This is a genomic window from Paenibacillus dauci (genome assembly GCF_000971985.1).
In the GTDB taxonomy this organism is placed as follows: domain Bacteria; phylum Bacillota; class Bacilli; order Paenibacillales; family Paenibacillaceae; genus Saccharibacillus; species Saccharibacillus dauci.
Genome location: NZ_LAQQ01000002.1, coordinates 124,781 through 141,030 on the forward strand (window position 1 = coordinate 124,781; position 16,250 = coordinate 141,030).

Sequence of the window (16,250 nt, forward strand, 5' to 3'; positions counted from 1 at the left end):
CCGCTTCACTCCTTGTTTGAATGACCACAATATACATTCTTAATTTTGTTTTTCTTCTTCTATGATGCCGATATCGAATGCAGCAGGGTCCATAATATCTTCATCTGCTTCTGGTGCAAATATCTCGAGGTCTTCATCATCCAGTTCTGCACCTGAGATTAGAGAAGACAGATCCTCAACCAAATAAGCGATATTATCTTCTGGATTAGGCATATAATGTGTTATGGCAGAGATTTGGTGTGCATCATCCAGCGTATAAGTAAGAATATGAAATTCATTATAAGAGGCCTTGAAATGCTCCAATTCATCACGTATTTGATTTTCCCGTATAAAAGAAAAAGTCAGCTGTTCCAATTGTTCTTCAAATTGCATAGATTGTTGAACAGATTGTTGCAGTGGGAATTCAACGTTTTTATTAATTTTTGATAATTCGTGAAGATAGGTTCGATTAGCCTTTTGGGAATCAGTGACTATAGGCAAGCTGGCTTGAGCAAAATGATTGGGATTAAAGTAAGCTGCATTTTTAATAAGAAAAAGAATTTTAGACTCATCATGAATGAATTGCAAATAATCCCAAGTGAGTCCAGCTTTCGATTTCTTATATGTAAATCCAAGCTCCTCGCATTCATCAGCAACTTTACTTTCAATAAAATTACCTTTTGTCCATGCAAAAGCAGAGCTGATTTTCATATGTGCTCTACGATCTTTACGATGTTCGATATAGTCACGATACCCACTGACAATTGCATCTACAATCATTTGGCTATGAGTCTGCTTAAACTTATACTGATCCATTATTTTCACTCCAATCGCAAGTATAAAGGCTATTTTATTTTAGCCTAATTTAATAACGATAGAAATGATTTTTTTTGAAAATTTTAAAGTGACTGCTGTCGATCCTGCTCCAGCTTCTGCAGCAATCTCTCTTCCGTACCCGATCCGGGGACCGGAACGAAAAAGCACCAGTGCAGTCCTGGATTATTATCAATAACAGCGGTGTAGTGAATCGTGAACTCCATGATCTGGTCGTCTTCCAGCTGATACCGCGCAGTAGTTACGCGCTTTTGCTGAATCTCGTACTTGTCCCATAGTGAAGCGAATATATCGCTGTCCTGCAGCAGTTTATCGAACCGATCCATATAGACGGGGTCCTTCTGATAATCTTCAAAACGTGTACGCATAATGGCTACGCTGTAACGTGCAAATTCTTCCCAGTTCAGCAGCCGTCTGCGGTAATCTTCATCTAAAAATATCACATGGATCATATGCCGATCCTGCGGCGGAAGACTACCAAAATCGGCGATAAACAGCTCGGCTGCCCGGTTCCAGGCGATCACATCGGTGCCTTCATCCGTAATAAAGGAAGGATAATACAGCTGATTAACGATATTTTGCAGAAATCCGGTATCCGAGGAAACCTCTGTTGCAGAGTCAGCATGATGAACAGATTCGCTGCGGGCGAGATCGAGCAGATATTGGTGCTCATCCGCACTCAGCTGCAGCGCGGTACTGATACTGCCCAGTACTTCGGGAGATGGGCGGGTCTCACGTCCCTGCTCCAGCCAGGTATAGTAGGTCACACTCATATTGGCGAGATAGGCGACTTCTTCCCGCCGTAATCCGGGTGTACGGCGGCGCCCCGGCAGCGGTTGAATCCCCGCCTGATCCGGTTGCAGGCGTTCCCTGCGTGATTTGATAAAGTGTCCTAGAGGCGAAGATTGCTCCTTTTTCATCGGTCATCGCTTCCTTTCCGTATAGTGCTGTCTGTAGATATCATTACGCATCCTTGCTGAAAATGCAAAAGGAATATCGCAGCTGCAGTACCGATATATTCTTGATTGGTTAGATCACCGAAATCATTCAAATATACAGAGATTATAAGACTCTACAATTCAGCTACCTGAATAGCCTTATGAGCCCATCTGTTTATTCCCATGGTGGGTTCTTCTTCGTGGTATGATAGCGTTAGTATAAAAAGAGACCGTTCTGACAAGATAAGCAAACCAAGGAAATTAGCGAACCGAATATGGAACAAAAAACTCGCCTGGTTTGCCCTTTTATTGACATTCGTGTGTTGTACACAGAGGAGAATTGATATCATGCCATCTTCCATCGACGAAATGGATCTGAAGATTATGCAAAAATTACAGCAGCATGGCCGCATTACCGCCGCCCAGCTGAGCAAAGAACTGAATCTGTCGGCACCATCGATCCGTGAGCGGATTATCCGTTTGGAGGAAGAAGGAGTTATTACCGGCTACAGCGCCATATTTAACTGGGCTAAGCTGGATCGTTCGATGACTACTTTTATTATGGTCAAAACCGAACGCGATCAGGAGATCATCGATTTCTGCGAGCAGGCTGTAGAGGTGACCGATATGCACCGGATCAGCGGCGAGTTCAACTATATGATTAAGGTGCAGACGTCTTCCATGCAGGAACTGGCCAGTCTTCAGGAGCGGCTGGTGCAGCTAGGGCCATCCAAATCCCATGTCAGCATGAAGACGCTGATCGAAGATCGCCATCATCTGTTGTAATAACATGGAAATGACAGAGGAAAGCTGCGAGTCACCGAAGAATACGTAAGGAGAAGAAGTAGCAGCCATAGAATGAATTCGCAGCCGTATTTGTATCTTCCGTATATCAAATCCAATTTCAGGAGGATGGTCTATGTCGAATCAAATGGTCTCTAGAGTGGAAGGGCAGTCACTTGTACTGGAACGGGAGTTTAATGCACCGAAAGAGCTGGTATTTCGCGCTTTTGCGGAAGCCGAGCATCTCAAGCACTGGTGGGGGCCGCGCGGTTGGACGCTAACGGTATGCAATATTGATTTTCGTCCAGGCGGTGTCTGGCATTACTGTATGAAGTGTGTAGATGAGAGCCAGGGAGACTTTTACGGATATGAGTCCTGGGGAAAAGCGGTCTACGGAGAGATTGCCGAACCTGACCAATTTGTCTATACGGATTACTTTTCGGATGCGGAAGGCAAGGAGAGCGAAGAAATGCCTTCCAGCCGGATCACGATGCTGTTCGAGGAACACAATGGTTCGACGAAGCTGATCAGCCGGGCCAGCTATGACTCTGCCGAAGCGCTGCGTACGGTGCTCGATATGGGAATGGAGCAGGGCATTGCCGAGACATGGGATCGGCTGGACGAATATGTGCAGACCCTGCATCAATAGATCACCTCCCCAAAAAAAGAAACAGGCCGCTTCATGGCGAAGTGGTCTGTTTGGTGTGTGATCCTATCTATTCGGTTACGAAAACTTCTTTGCGGCTGTAGGCATGGTCTTCCAGCTGCTTGAGCATGAACTCGGCAAGATTAGCACGGGAAAGCTTGAGCTTGCCCGCTTTGCTTTTATCGATACCGGCGCTGTACGTATACTGACTGGTGCGTGGGCCATTCGTCAGCATCGGTGGCTGGGCGATCATCCAGTCCAGGCTGCTGCTCTGAAGCAGCTGTTCCTTTTCCCGGTGATCGGCCAGCAGATTGCGCATAAAGACCGGAATAACGAATCGGTACATCATACCGAGTCTGCCTGCATCCGAACGGGTACCGACGAAGGAAATATGAATAAAACGCTCGGTGCCACTGTCTTCCATAGCGCGGATAATATTTTGCATGGCGTTATTCAGTACAGGATTACGTCGAAAGGGGCTTTTGGAACCCAGTGCGAACAGGGCAGCATCATAGCGGGTAGCCTGTACAACGCTCAGGATATCCGGATAGCTATCGATATTGCCGTGAACGATCTTCAGATTATCGTGGGTCATATGCATCCGGGTTGAATCACGTACGAAGGCAGTTACGGCGTGTCCCTGTTCCAATGCCTGGGAGACCAGCTCACGTCCAGTCCGGCCAGTAGCGCCGAAAATAATCAAATTCATACATGTACCTCCGGTTATATAGTAAGTCCATTACGCTGTTGTCGGCGACATCCAGCGGAGAGTAAAATAGTGTGCCAGTATGCCGGCAAAAAAATGGCTTATAACCAGCGTATCATAATCGGGAGGAATTTATCATCTTTGGAGCAAATCAGAGCAAATGAAAAGCACCTTTGCAGGTGCTTTTTGGATCGAATATCGGTTGAAATGAAGATGATATTACCGATTGCTTCATTTACAAATAGCAATCTATCGATTAATAGGCTTCTTCCAGCAGCGCGTCGCACTGCTGAATAATAGTCTGCTGATCGGAATTACCCGACATTTCATTTGCCAGCAGTTCGGCAGACAGGCGCTGAACTTCGCTCGCTCGTGGATATCTTCGATTGTAATAAGCCGATAGCCCATCTGTCAGGCAATCGCCGCGTGCAATTTCTTCTGCCAGTACAATAGCGTCCTCCATCGCCATCGCTGCTCCTTGAGCCAGATTCGGTGCACTGGCATGAGCAGCATCTCCGCCGATGACGACGCGCTGGCTAAACCACTTCTCCTCCAGTACTACTTCACGAATCATATTGAACAGGATGGGACTATCCGGCTGGAAGCAGCTGCGCAGGAAATCCGGCTTCCACTGGAATGGGTTCAGCATGGCGCGGACGGTCTCGTAGCGCTGCTCTCTGGGGTCCCAGTAATCTTCGGCAACCGGCTTCAGGATAAACAGATAGCCCGTGGTTGATGTTAACGGGAAGATCCCTACTTTTCTGCTGCCATTCAGCAGCATATAGCTGGTTGTCGTGAGCGTGCCTGCCGGGAATTCAATCGGTACACGCCACGAACCCATACCGAGGAAGCGGGACTTCACTTCACGCTGCAGCATAATATTGCGTACCCGGGAACGGATACCGTCAAAGCCCACGAGCAGATCGGTATGAAGAATATGGTCATCCTCAAAGTAAATCGTCACTCCCGTGTCGCTTTCTTCGTAGGTTTTCAGCTTGCGACCCCACTGGACGTTTACGCCAAGAGACAGCGCAGTAGACAGCAGAATCCGGTTCAGGCTGGAGCGCCAGATCGAGTTGCGTCCGGGAAGGTCCTCATTCAGGAACTTCTGGTTTACTTCCAGTAATACCCGCCCCTCCCGGCTCAGGATCTGCATGCTGTCCAGCTGGATACCTTCTTGCAGACATTGTTCATAGATGCCCAGATCTTTGAGTACTTTGAATGTGTTCTGCGGCTGGGTAATTCCGGTTCCGGCAGGTGCATCTTCGGCGCTGGCTTCGCATACCGTTACATGGAGTCCGATTTTTCGCAGGGAAATCGCAGCAGATAATCCTCCGATTCCGGCTCCGATAACAACTGCATGTTGAATGGGGTTAGACATCATACAACTCCTTCTTGGTTGGTGAGATCACGTGGTGATTGAGCAGCATCTGCAAATAGGCATAGAAAGAAGCAATCTAATACAAGCTGCACCTTCTATTTTAAATGTAAAAAATGACAAATATAAGACTTGGATTTTAAGGTAATTTGTGGACCACGGTTGGCGAATTTTTCTCGTTAGTATATTTAAAATTAAAAGTGTTGACCTTCGTACAAGGATAGACTAGATTTCTATATGTACTTAAATTTACATAAAAGGGAGAAATTAGTATGAAAAAAGTAATTGTGGTCTTAACAACAGCCGCGCTTGCCTGGTCGGTTAGCGGAGCTGCAGAGGTATCTGCAGCATCCTTCCAACCCACAGCAGTGGAAGCATCGGCACTGCAGGATGCCACGGTGACGGTTACATTTACGCCCGATATTCATGCCGGTTCCGGGGGCATGTCTACACAGGATCTATCGCAAACTTTCCGGGGACTGGGTGGTAGATTCGGTATGAACGGTTCTAGCTGGCGTATTTTGCAGGGCAGCAATGTGGTGAGGCTGTCAGGCAATGATGCGATCATGATTGGCTATGGTACAGCACAGGTACAAGCGTACAAAGCAAATGGCCAACCGCTGGGTGTATATACATTTACTGTAGTACCTGGCTGACAGAAATAGCAGGCATCCATAAGCGAACATAAAGAAGCAAGGAGGCAGATGAACGCTTCCTTGCTTTTTGGGTTTATTGGCTCAGTGGAATGGTAACCTGTAGTTCCGGTAAATATTCGACTTTGATATTTCCATTTGCGTCCATTTGGAACTGGCTGGGATCATCTTTCTGCAGCAGCTGTCGATAAGGCTTGATCGTAATGGATTTGGGCAGAGTGGTAAAAGGAGCAAAGCGGCTATCCGTAGTCAGTGTACTGCCGTCATGTTCGTAATAACCATTTCCTCCACTTAACCCAGACAGCTTGTGGCCCTGATCATCCACCACATCATAATGTATCATGATAGTATCCAAATCGATCTTCTGCCCGCCAGACAACTGGATTTTGGTCGTAATATTCGTAGTGACCGGTGTAAACTCCATTTTGGCTACAGTAAACTGAACATGCTTGTCCTGACGTTGTATATTTGGCGTAACGATCTTCATCGCCTGCGCATTTTTCTGAATCGGCAGATGAATAGTGAAAGGCTGCTTGGCTCCATCGATTTTCATTTGTACGGTTAATTGAAATTGATCCGGAAAAGCTGTCCCCTGCTGATTACGCCGATCTGAGAATTCCATAATGAGCGTATCGGGATCGTAGCCGGGTATCATCATCGGATCGACTGTGTTATCTCCATTGGCGCCAGCATACGTACTAATCGGTTCTCCATCAATCTGCAGCTGCACATCCTGAATCGATTGGATCAGGCTCTGCTGCGGTGTCTGTTCATTGCCCAGCTGGCGCTTCAATGCAATTGACAACCGTGTGCCATCATACATAAATTCGGGCGCCATCAGATGGATACCATCATGGCTGTCAGCCAGTGAGGTACGGGTGAGCAGTTCCTGTTCGTCTGCCGTTTTGAGTCCGGCATCTCCGGTCATGGCGAAAATATGACTGGCCCCCGGAATTTCTTTGAGCGCTTTGGCCATGGAGGGTGAGACATAGGCGCTGCTGGCCAACCCCAAAAACAGTACGGCAGCTACAGATACGGCAATCAGGCCGGTTCGGGCGAGCTTGATCTCTGGTCGTTCATTGTTACGATTGCTGGGTGATTGTTCACGAATGCGGTTCATAATCTGGTCGGTTAAATCTACATCGCTTTTATGCATGGTTCGAATACTCGCTTCCCATAATTTGAGTTGTTCCTCATTTGGTCGTTCCGTAGGATCGTGCATGCAGTATTCCTCCTTTATGCTTGGTAGAGCTGAGTTTTTTGCGTATCCGTTCGTACTTTTTGCGGAGTGTGGCATTGCGGATACCGGTAATGGCTTCCATCTCATCAAAGGTATACTGCTCGATGACTTTCAGGATCAAAATATGCTTTTCTTCCGGCTTCAACTGCTCCAGCAGCTGTTCGATCCGGTCGGAATGATCCATTTCGCCGGTTATTCGGCTGCTGTAGCTATAGATATAATCCTGTATGATAGAGCGCTGTCGTTTTCTTTTTTTCAGCACATTCATGCAGTGATTATAGGCAATCCGGTAGAGCCAGGCCGAATAGGATACACCCGGCCGGAAGCGGCGGATCTCGTAAAATCCCTTTACCAGAACTTCCTGTACGGCATCCTCAGCCTCTTCGTTATTACTCAGCAGATAATGGCAATAGACATAGATGCGTCTTTGAAATATATGTATAAGTTCACTGTAGGCTTCGGTGCTGCCCTGCTGCACCTGCTCTACAATCGATTGTACTCGGGCATGTTCGCTTCGATTTGAAGCATCAGGCATGTTCGCTCGCCTCCTTTATTCAATGGTATAACAATCGGGATGGTTTATTTGTGACATTCACTTCCACATTTATTTGAAAATATTCTCGAAAACCGAAAACCGAAAACCGAAAACCGAAAACCGAAAACCGAAAACCGAAAACCGAAAACCGAAAACCGAAAATCGAAAAACAGAAATAAAATAGAATACGAATAAAAATAAATCCAGCCAAAACACCATCATGCACGAGATAACAAATATTGTAAATGAAAAGACAGGAAAAAGCCGGAAGCAGGTTATTCACAATGCTATTGTGCTCTGCAAAAATAAATACAGAGTAACTTTGCAGAAATACTGGAACAATCGTTCCGAATGGGATATACTGTGTTCAAGAGAGGGGATGGTTATCATCGGACGAACCAAGGAATTTGACCATACCGCAGTACTTCACCAGGCGACTCTGCTATTTTGGGAAAAAGGATATGAAGGAACGAGCATGGCGGATCTGCTGGCAGCGATGAAGATTAGCCGATCCAGTATGTACGAGACATTTGTAGACAAGCATCATCTGTATCTGCAGGCGATCGAGCACTACAAAACAATCGGACAGGAGAAAAGGGATGTACTGATCCATGCGGAGTCGGCGCGGCAGGGACTAAGGGAGTATTTTGACAAGCATATCCAGTTCGCGTTTGACGAGAACTCTCCAAGAGGCTGTCTGATCACTAACGCAATCGCAGCGATCGATGCACCGGATGAGCAGATTGCCCACGTGATCCAGCACCGTTTTGATGAACTGGGTGAGATTTTCTACCGTTTGCTGCAAAAAGGCCAGCAGATCGGCGAGATTGCCCCGGATTGGGATATCCGTAATCTGTCCTATATGCTGCTCAACCTCAACCACAGCATCAATATCGCCGCCAAGGTAGGACCGGAGCGCAAGCGGGTAGAGGATATGATGGAAATGGTCCTGTCGATGATCTGATTTTTTGCAGGACCTGCTATTTTACAGATGGTTGAGAAATAAGAGATGGATTCCAAAACCTGTCCAGACAGCGGAGTACAGATCATTAGAACATAGCAGCAAGGTTTATTTTTTTAAATATTATGGAACGATTGTTCCAAAAAGAGGAGTGTATTCTTATGAGCACCAAAGTCCAGGCTTCACCTGCCTCATCGGCAGACCCTACAACTTCAACTTCTATTCCCGGCTGGCTCGTTCTGTTTCTGGCCGTTGCCTGCGGCATTATTGTCGCCAATCTTTATTATGCCCAGCCGCTGATCGGTCTGATCCGTCAGGATATTGGATTATCATCCGGTGCAGCAGGTCTGATCGTTACGCTGGCACAGATCGGCTATGCAGCCGGGTTATTATTTATCGTGCCACTAGGTGATATTCTGGAGAACCGGAAGCTGGTATTCGGCGGGCTGATCTTCACTGCAGCGGCGCTGGCGCTCACCGCCTGGGCGCAGAATTCGGTATTGTTCCTGATTGCTTCCATGCTGGTAGGTGTAGGTTCGGTAGCTGCGCAGATCTTGGTACCCTATGCGTCACATCTTGCTCCCGAAGCCTCTCGCGGCCGGGTGGTTGGTAATGTAATGAGCGGTCTGCTGCTCGGTATTATGCTGGCACGTCCGGTATCGAGTCTCGTCGCAGATTGGCTGGGCTGGCGGGCGATCTTCTGGCTGTCTGCTGTTCTTGTAGTAATTCTGTCGCTTGTTCTGGTCAAGGCACTTCCATCCAGACGTCCGGCATCGAATCACTCCTATGGACAGCTGATCGGTTCATTATGGGGACTGCTGGCCCATACGGCAATCTTGCGCCGCCGTGCCTTGTATCATGCTTTTGTATTCGGGACATTCAGTCTGTTCTGGACGACTGTGCCGCTGCTGCTGTCCAGTCCGGCTTTTCATTTCTCCCAGACCGAGATTGCCCTGTTCGCACTTGTCGGTGTAGCCGGAGCATTCGCTGCTCCAATCGCTGGTCGTCTGGCAGACAAAGGATGGATTCGTCCGGCAACCGGTATTGCGCTGGGGATTGTCATTCTGTCGATGATCCTGCCGTTGTTCGTACAGACACGTTCGGTAGGGACGGTTACGTTACTCGTGGTAGCTGCGATTGTACTGGATATGGGAGTATCTGCGAATATGGTGATTGGTCAGCGGGCGATTTTCTCCCTCGGTGCCGAAGTGCGCAGCCGGATGAATGGACTGTACATGGCGATCTTCTTTATCGGTGGTGCTGCAGGTTCGGCAGCAGGCAGCTGGGCCTATGACATGGGAGGCTGGCAGGCGGCGCTGATGATCGGGATTGCTATGCCGGCAGTGGCGCTGTTATATTATCTGACCGAATACAGACGAGCTAAAAGCTGAACAAGCTCTTATATACTTAATAGATGAACAGGTTGGATGCGCTTTGGGTAACACGGCTGCAGTATTAACAAACCAGATCATTTGCATGACAAAAAGGAAGGAGGCACGTTATTGTGCTCCTTCCTTTTCTGTACTTATCGTGTTATTCCTGTAAGGATACAGCGGTCCCCGTAGTTACAGCTGTTCTCCGCGACTCGCAATCACCTGTTTGTACCATGCGAAGGAATCTTTTTTGTACCGCTCCATCGAGCCGTTGCCTTCATTATCCCGATCTACATAGATCATGCCATAGCGTTTTTTCATCTCGCCGGTGGTAAATGACACGATATCGATAATGCCCCAAGGGGTATAACCAAGCAGATCCACACCATCATAAGTGACGGCTTTCTCCAGGGCTTCGATATGGGATTTGAGATATTCAATGCGGGCGTGGTCATGGATCGAGCCATCTTCCTCGACGGTATCGATTGCGCCGAATCCATTTTCCACAATAAATAATGGAATCTGGTAGCGGTCATAGAAGCGGTTGAGCGTATAACGCAGACCGGTCGGATCAATCGCCCAGCCCCAGTCACTGGACTGGATATACGGATTGGCTACGCTGTTCGGCAGCCCGCCGTTCACGATATCGCCGGTATTGTCGTTATTCACATCACTTTTGACGGTAGTCGACATGTAGTAGCTGAAGCCCAGATAATCGACGGTTCCGTTGCGCAGAATCTCATCATCACCTTCTTCGAACACGATGTTGTAGCCTTCGCGTTCAAATTCCTTGAGGGCATAGCTTGGATAGTAGCCGCGCACATGTACATCCGGGAAGAAGTAGCGCTGTCTCATTTCTTCTTCTGCCAGCATTACGTCTTCGGGATTGGAAGAGTACGGATAGATGGGTACATGGGAGACCATGGCGCCGATCTGGAAATCCGGATTGATCGCTTTGCCTTTGGCAACAGCCAGTGCACTGGCTACCAGTTCATGGTGACTGGCCTGGTACATCACTTCTTTGGAATTCTCGCCTTCTTGAACCATCACACCGGAGTTGGTCCACAGGAACAGTGGATTATTCACATCCATTTTGTTATTGATTTCGTTAAAAGTCATCCAGTATTTCACTTTGTTCTTGTACCGGTCAAAGCAGACTTCCGCAAAGCGTACAAAACAATCGATCACTTTGCGGCTACGGAATCCACCGTATTCGCGTGCCAGATAGAGCGGCATCTCAAAGTGGGATAGAGTGATGACCGGCTCGATGCCATGTTTGAGCAGCTCGTCGAATACATCATCGTAGAACTGCAGCCCTTCTTCATTTGGCGTCTCCTCGATGCCTTGCGGGAAAATGCGGCTCCAGCCGATCGAGGTACGCAGGCATTTCAATCCCATTTCGGCAAACAATGCGATATCTTCCTTGTAGCGATGGTAAAAGTCGATCGCTTCATGATTCGGGTAAAAGGTACCTTCTTCGACAGTATCGGTAATGCGGCGAGGTACACCGTGTGCACCGGCAGTCATTACGTCGACAACGCTTGGGCCTTTGCCACCTGCGTTCCATCCGCCCTCGAATTGATGGGCAGCGAGTGCGCCGCCCCATAGAAAGTCTGCTGGTAATTGTGTCATGATGATTTCCTCCTGATCCAAGTGGGTCTCTTTTTATTGAGCTGATTTTGCTGGGATAGCTTGAACGATTACGAGTGCTGAATAGTGTCTCGGTGTTGGGTACTGTGCTCCGCTTCGGAAAGAGATTCTGCCGCTTCCTCCGGTTAAGAACAGGGATCTTGAATGACCGCCGTAGCGGTCGATCCCTGTTCTTAAATGTCGGGCGCTGGCAGAATTCTCTTTCCTGCGCTCTGTGCGGAGAGTGAGCTTGATACATGGTAGTAACCTTTTTGTATGAAGGTCAATATATTAAGAATTAAAAGAATAGCTATCTGATTAGTGAAACTGATGTTTGAGCTGGTTTCGCAGCTTTTCAAATGCAGGACTAATGTTGCTTGGTGTGTACGGTTATAAAGTTGTGCGCATAGCGATACATCTTCATTTAACGGACAACGGTCAGGATGTCAGCGTCGGTGGTTGCATTTTCCAGGGTACCGACGACGATTTCCTTGTAATCGAAAGCATTGGTGACCAGGACGGGGGTAATCGTCGGAATGCCCTCGCGCTGGATCAGCTCTTTATCGAATTCGAGTAACAGGTCGCCTTTGCGGAAGGTATCGCCGTCCTGCACCTTGAGGGTAAAAGGTGCGCCTTTGAGCTTGACGGTATCCAGACCGATATGGACGAATAGCTCAACACCCGTGTTGGAGCGTAATCCGATCGCATGACGGGTTGGTGCAATCGTGGCTACCGTTCCATCAAATGGAGCATACAGCTTATTGTCGGAGGGTTCGATGGCAAGACCGGAACCCATAGCGCCGGAGCTAAATGCCTCGTCCGGTACGTCGGTGAGCGGGATGATTCTGCCGCGCAGGGGCGAAGCAATATTCTCTTCACCAGCGGGAATATCACTGTCGTTCTGCTGAGCAGGACCTGTCTGTCCCTGCTGCTCTACCAGATTGCTGTCGCCGGAAGCCTTGGCTTCATCAACGCCATAACCGAAGATCTGGATCAGAATAACCGGCAGTACAATTGCAATTGCCGCTCCAATCAGAATGCCCCAGACGGATGTAGGATAATCGGCATTGATACTGTTAACGATAGTCAGTGGTCCCGGCAGACCCGCATAGGCAAAATAATACGGGTTAAAGAAACTTGCCACTACGGCACCGACTGCACCGGAGATACAGCCGAAGATCATCGGCTTTTTGAAGCGTAGGGTAACGCCATAAATTGCCGGCTCGGTAATGCCGAATAGTCCGGTCACCCCGGCGGAGATACCAATCTTGCGGGTCTCCTGATTGCGGGACTTAAGGATAACACCGAGTACGGCACCGATCTGGGCGACAACTGCAATCGTCTGGTACGCCTGGAAGGAATCCCGACCATACTGTTCAAAGTTGGCAAGTACCATCGGCGTTACGCCCCAGTGTACGCCGAAGATGACGATTACCTGCCAGAATCCGCCGATAATCGCGCCGGCCAGAGCAGGCGCATTTTCAGCCAGGAAATTGTATCCGTTTGCAATGCCGTTGGCACCAAGTGTAGTAATCGGTCCAATCAGTACAATTGTCAGTGGAACCATAACCAGCATACATAACAAAGGAACAAATAATGGGCGAATAATCTCGTTCATCCGCTTGTTGAGGAAGCGTTCCAGATAAGACAGAATCCACACCAGGAACAGCGGAGGCAGTACGGAAGACGTATACGTCGTCTCGGTCAAAGCAATACCGAGGAAGTTGACGCTTCCTCCATCAGCGATCTGGGCAGCCATCTCGGCCCAGGTAGGACTGACCAGTGCAGCACAGCAGGCTACGGCTATATACGTATTGGTCTTAAAATGCTTGGCTGCTGTAATCGCAATAAAGATCGGCAGGAAGGTAAATGGTGCCCACGAGATAAAGCTGATCACCTGGTAAGTGCCCGTCTCGGCAAATCCGGCAAACAGTAGATTCGCAATAATCAGCAGTCCCTGCATAATCCCGGCTGCTGCGAGTATGTATACAAAAGGAGCAAATACAGCAGACATGGTCGCAATAATGCGGTTGAGAATTGTGCCTTTATGTTCAGTCTGTTCGTCGGCTGTATCCAGATTCACCAGTTTGGCAAATTCATCGTATACTTCGCCCACATGCTGACCGATCACGACCTGAAATTGTCCGGCATTCTCGACGACAGTAATTACGCCCGGCATGGAAGCTACAGCTTCTTTGGCCTGTGGACTGGATTGCTTCAGTACAAGACGAAGTCTGGTAGCGCAGCGTGTAGCGCCTGTTACATTGCTCTCGCCACCTACCGCTTCCAGAATATCTTTAGCCAGCTTCGGATAATCTCTCACTTTTCCCGACATGGATATCGCCTCCTCACACTTTATACCTTCATATTATAATTATAACGGTATAATTTATCAATACCCGAATAATGGTATAATGATTCAGTCAGCAAGAAAATTCGTCCCATTCCTTTTAAGGATGATGGGGGAATGAGCTTTGAGGCGCCCTGTGTTACAATCTGGATAATGCAGGAGATCAACCAGACAAAGAGGAATGCACATGCTAAAATATCAGCACATTGCCAATGAAATCGAAAAATACATTCAGGATCATGCGCTGCAGCAGGGCGACAAGCTGCCGGTGCTGGATGAACTGATGATCCAGTTCGGGGTCAGCAAGAGTACCATTATCAAGTCGCTGGAGCTGCTGGAGGAGAAGGGTGTTATTTTCCAGGTACGCGGCAGCGGAATCTTCGTGCGGAGACACCGGCGCAAAGGCTATATCAGCCTGCTGTCCAATCAGGGATTCACCCGGGATCTGGAGAGCTTCCCGATTACATCGAAAGTGCTGGAGCTGGATATCCGCAAGCCAAGCCGTGAGGTTGCCCAGAACCTGAATATCGATCAGGAACAGGATGTATACCATGTAAAGCGTATTCGTTACATTTATGAGCAGACGCTCTGTGTAGAGGAATCGTATTACAACAAGTCGATCGTAACGTATCTGAACAACGAGATTGCCACCGATTCGATCTTCGATTATATCCGTGATGCTCTGGGTCAGAAGATCGGCTTCTCGGACTCCTATTTGCATATCGACAAGCTGAATGAAGAAGAAGCACAGTATCTGGGGCTGCAAAAAGGTGATCCCAAAATGGATGTGGAGACTATTTTCCATCTGTCCAATGGACAGCCGTTCGACTTTTCCCGGCTGACGTATAACTATATTCAGGCCCAGTTCTTTATTCAGGCCAATGGGCAATAACAGTAGAAGAAGACGATTTGCTATCAAAAAGACTCCAATCCGCAGACAGGGATTGGAGTCTTTTTGTGATGACAGGAATAGACGCTTATGCAAATGGAGCGAAATGCAGCTTGCTGCGGAACAAGGGATGAAGCAGGATCGCTATACCCAAATGCACAAGCCCAACAGCAGAAGTAGTAACAAGAACAATCATGCCGAGAAAAGTATGGATGCTGTAGCCGGCGATAAAAAACAAAGCAGTGAAATTCAGTATGTAAAGCAATAGTATCGTCAAATAAATATTTTTCTTGGGAGTCAGATAATAAAGGAAGAGTTGGGCGATCAGTGAAAACCCTATAATCCAGAAAGAAGGCAGAAATACAGCGGCTGTAGATACATCATTAAATAGAAGAAAGTCATTATACTGCTCCGAAGCAGGCCAGAATTGAAATATCCCATATCCACTAAAAAAAGCAGACAGCAGGATAAATACATAATAGTAATAAATCATTCGCTGCCTCCCGGTTCTATTATTTTAAGATTTCATTTTTCTATATAAAAAGATAAAACAGAAATTCAGTAAATAGCAAATAACGCTTATCCAAAAATCCTACTTTCAAATAAATAGGTTACCTAAATAGATTGACAGCTAATTCAAAAGTGAGTATATTAATCAACAGACATACTCTGTACAGAGTACTCTAGGCAGAGTGAAGAGGTAAAAAGTACACTATTGTTCCATCAGAAACAAACCGGACAAGAAGAGTAGAAAGGGGAATGTTTTGTCTCTACAAATTTATATTCTGGGTTCGCTATGGCATGAAGAGCGACACCCTTATGACATCAAGAAACGGATTTTGGAAAACACAAGCAATACCGTCAGCATTACCGACGGCAATCTGTACTACAATTTCGATGCCCTCCACAAAAAGGGATATTTGGACAAGGTAGAAACGGTCCAGTCCGAAGGTCATCCGGATAAGAGCAATTATGCGATTACCGAGAACGGCCGTGAGGCACTCAAGGATATGATCTACAAAAGCTTCAAAAACCCCAAAGATATCCGCTCACTACTGGCACCGCTGTTTTTTGTCAAACTGGTCGATATCGAGCGTATCCAGTTCATGCTGACCGAAGCGATTGCGCAGAAGGAACAGGAGCTGGAGGATATGAAAGAGCGTACTGCTTCCTGGCGGCCTGTGAATATCGAGGCCGGTTACGAGGAATGTTATGAATTTCTGATACGTTATGGACGATCCGGTCGCACACACGAACTGGATAATCTCAAAGATTTACTGGGAGTCATTAGCCGGATGCAGGAAGACCGCGCCTGACCCACAGCATGATTGGCAAATATACAAGTCCGAGGTGGAA

At 47.6% G+C, this 16,250-nt stretch carries 16 protein-coding genes; 7 read left to right on the forward strand and 9 right to left on the reverse strand.

The features are described 5' to 3' along the window. Positions 1-39: 39 nt before the first annotated feature. Positions 40-795 carry a spr1630 family ClpXP-sensitive toxin gene (locus WH46_RS14875; protein ID WP_046227343.1) on the reverse strand — a complete coding sequence of 252 codons (756 nt, stop codon included), beginning with the start codon at positions 793-795 and terminating at the stop codon, positions 40-42. Positions 796-878: 83 nt separating this feature from the next. Further along, positions 879-1,733: a helix-turn-helix transcriptional regulator gene (locus WH46_RS14880; protein WP_046227344.1), complete on the reverse strand. Its 855-nt coding sequence runs from the start codon at positions 1,731-1,733 to the stop codon at positions 879-881. 366 nt (positions 1,734-2,099) lie between these two features. Here WH46_RS14880 and WH46_RS14890 point away from each other — a divergent pair, with 366 nt between their 5' ends. Continuing rightward, the gene (locus WH46_RS14890; protein WP_046227346.1) at positions 2,100-2,537 is read left to right on the forward strand and encodes an Lrp/AsnC family transcriptional regulator; all 438 of its coding nucleotides are present in this window, start codon (positions 2,100-2,102) and stop codon (positions 2,535-2,537) included. Positions 2,538-2,670: 133 nt separating this feature from the next. Then, positions 2,671-3,183 carry an SRPBCC domain-containing protein gene (locus WH46_RS14895; RefSeq protein ID WP_046227347.1) on the forward strand — a complete coding sequence of 171 codons (513 nt, stop codon included), beginning with the start codon at positions 2,671-2,673 and terminating at the stop codon, positions 3,181-3,183. Between the two features lie 67 nt (positions 3,184-3,250). Here WH46_RS14895 and WH46_RS14900 read toward each other — a convergent pair whose 3' ends face one another. Next, a complete protein-coding gene (locus tag WH46_RS14900) occupies positions 3,251-3,889 on the reverse strand; it encodes an NAD(P)-dependent oxidoreductase (RefSeq protein WP_046227348.1) in 639 nt (212 codons plus the stop codon). A gap of 253 nt (positions 3,890-4,142) precedes the next feature. Then, positions 4,143-5,270 (reverse strand): FAD-dependent monooxygenase, encoded by a 1,128-nt coding sequence (locus tag WH46_RS14905; protein ID WP_231584362.1) that lies wholly within the window; start codon positions 5,268-5,270, stop codon positions 4,143-4,145. Positions 5,271-5,536: 266 nt separating this feature from the next. Here WH46_RS14905 and WH46_RS14910 point away from each other — a divergent pair, with 266 nt between their 5' ends. After that, on the forward strand, positions 5,537-5,920 hold the full coding sequence (locus tag WH46_RS14910) for a BLB8/JUQZ-1 family protein (protein WP_046227350.1): 384 nt from the start codon (positions 5,537-5,539) through the stop codon (positions 5,918-5,920). A gap of 73 nt (positions 5,921-5,993) precedes the next feature. On the opposite strand, the gene WH46_RS14915 is transcribed toward WH46_RS14910, so the two are convergent. Next, positions 5,994-7,139: a DUF4179 domain-containing protein gene (locus WH46_RS14915; RefSeq protein ID WP_046227351.1), complete on the reverse strand. Its 1,146-nt coding sequence runs from the start codon at positions 7,137-7,139 to the stop codon at positions 5,994-5,996. After that, a complete protein-coding gene (locus tag WH46_RS14920) occupies positions 7,111-7,692 on the reverse strand; it encodes an RNA polymerase sigma factor (protein WP_046227352.1) in 582 nt (193 codons plus the stop codon). Before WH46_RS14920 ends, WH46_RS14915 begins: the two co-directional genes overlap by 29 nt. Positions 7,693-8,071: 379 nt before the next feature. On the opposite strand from WH46_RS14920, the gene WH46_RS14925 reads away from it, so the two are divergent. After that, positions 8,072-8,656: a TetR/AcrR family transcriptional regulator gene (locus tag WH46_RS14925; RefSeq protein ID WP_197088283.1), complete on the forward strand. Its 585-nt coding sequence runs from the start codon at positions 8,072-8,074 to the stop codon at positions 8,654-8,656. Positions 8,657-8,814: 158 nt separating this feature from the next. After that, positions 8,815-10,044: an MFS transporter gene (locus WH46_RS14930; RefSeq protein WP_046227353.1), complete on the forward strand. Its 1,230-nt coding sequence runs from the start codon at positions 8,815-8,817 to the stop codon at positions 10,042-10,044. A 174-nt stretch (positions 10,045-10,218) separates the two neighbouring features. Here WH46_RS14930 and bglA read toward each other — a convergent pair whose 3' ends face one another. Both bglA and WH46_RS14940 read right to left on the reverse strand, forming a co-directional pair. Continuing rightward, on the reverse strand, positions 10,219-11,658 hold the full coding sequence (gene bglA / locus WH46_RS14935; protein ID WP_046227354.1) for a 6-phospho-beta-glucosidase BglA: 1,440 nt from the start codon (positions 11,656-11,658) through the stop codon (positions 10,219-10,221). Between the two features lie 421 nt (positions 11,659-12,079). After that, entirely contained in the window at positions 12,080-13,990 is a 1,911-nt protein-coding gene (locus WH46_RS14940; protein ID WP_046227355.1) for a beta-glucoside-specific PTS transporter subunit IIABC, read from the reverse strand. A 202-nt stretch (positions 13,991-14,192) separates the two neighbouring features. Between WH46_RS14940 and WH46_RS14945 the strand changes: the two genes are divergently transcribed. Further along, a complete protein-coding gene (locus WH46_RS14945; RefSeq protein ID WP_017813309.1) occupies positions 14,193-14,897 on the forward strand; it encodes a GntR family transcriptional regulator in 705 nt (234 codons plus the stop codon). 85 nt (positions 14,898-14,982) lie between these two features. Here the strand turns inward: WH46_RS14945 and WH46_RS14950 are convergent, their stop codons facing one another. Beyond that, the gene (locus tag WH46_RS14950) at positions 14,983-15,387 is read right to left on the reverse strand and encodes a hypothetical protein (protein WP_046227356.1); all 405 of its coding nucleotides are present in this window, start codon (positions 15,385-15,387) and stop codon (positions 14,983-14,985) included. Positions 15,388-15,658: 271 nt separating this feature from the next. On the opposite strand from WH46_RS14950, the gene WH46_RS14955 reads away from it, so the two are divergent. Further along, on the forward strand, positions 15,659-16,210 hold the full coding sequence (locus WH46_RS14955; protein ID WP_052714249.1) for a PadR family transcriptional regulator: 552 nt from the start codon (positions 15,659-15,661) through the stop codon (positions 16,208-16,210). Positions 16,211-16,250 lie beyond the last annotated feature (40 nt).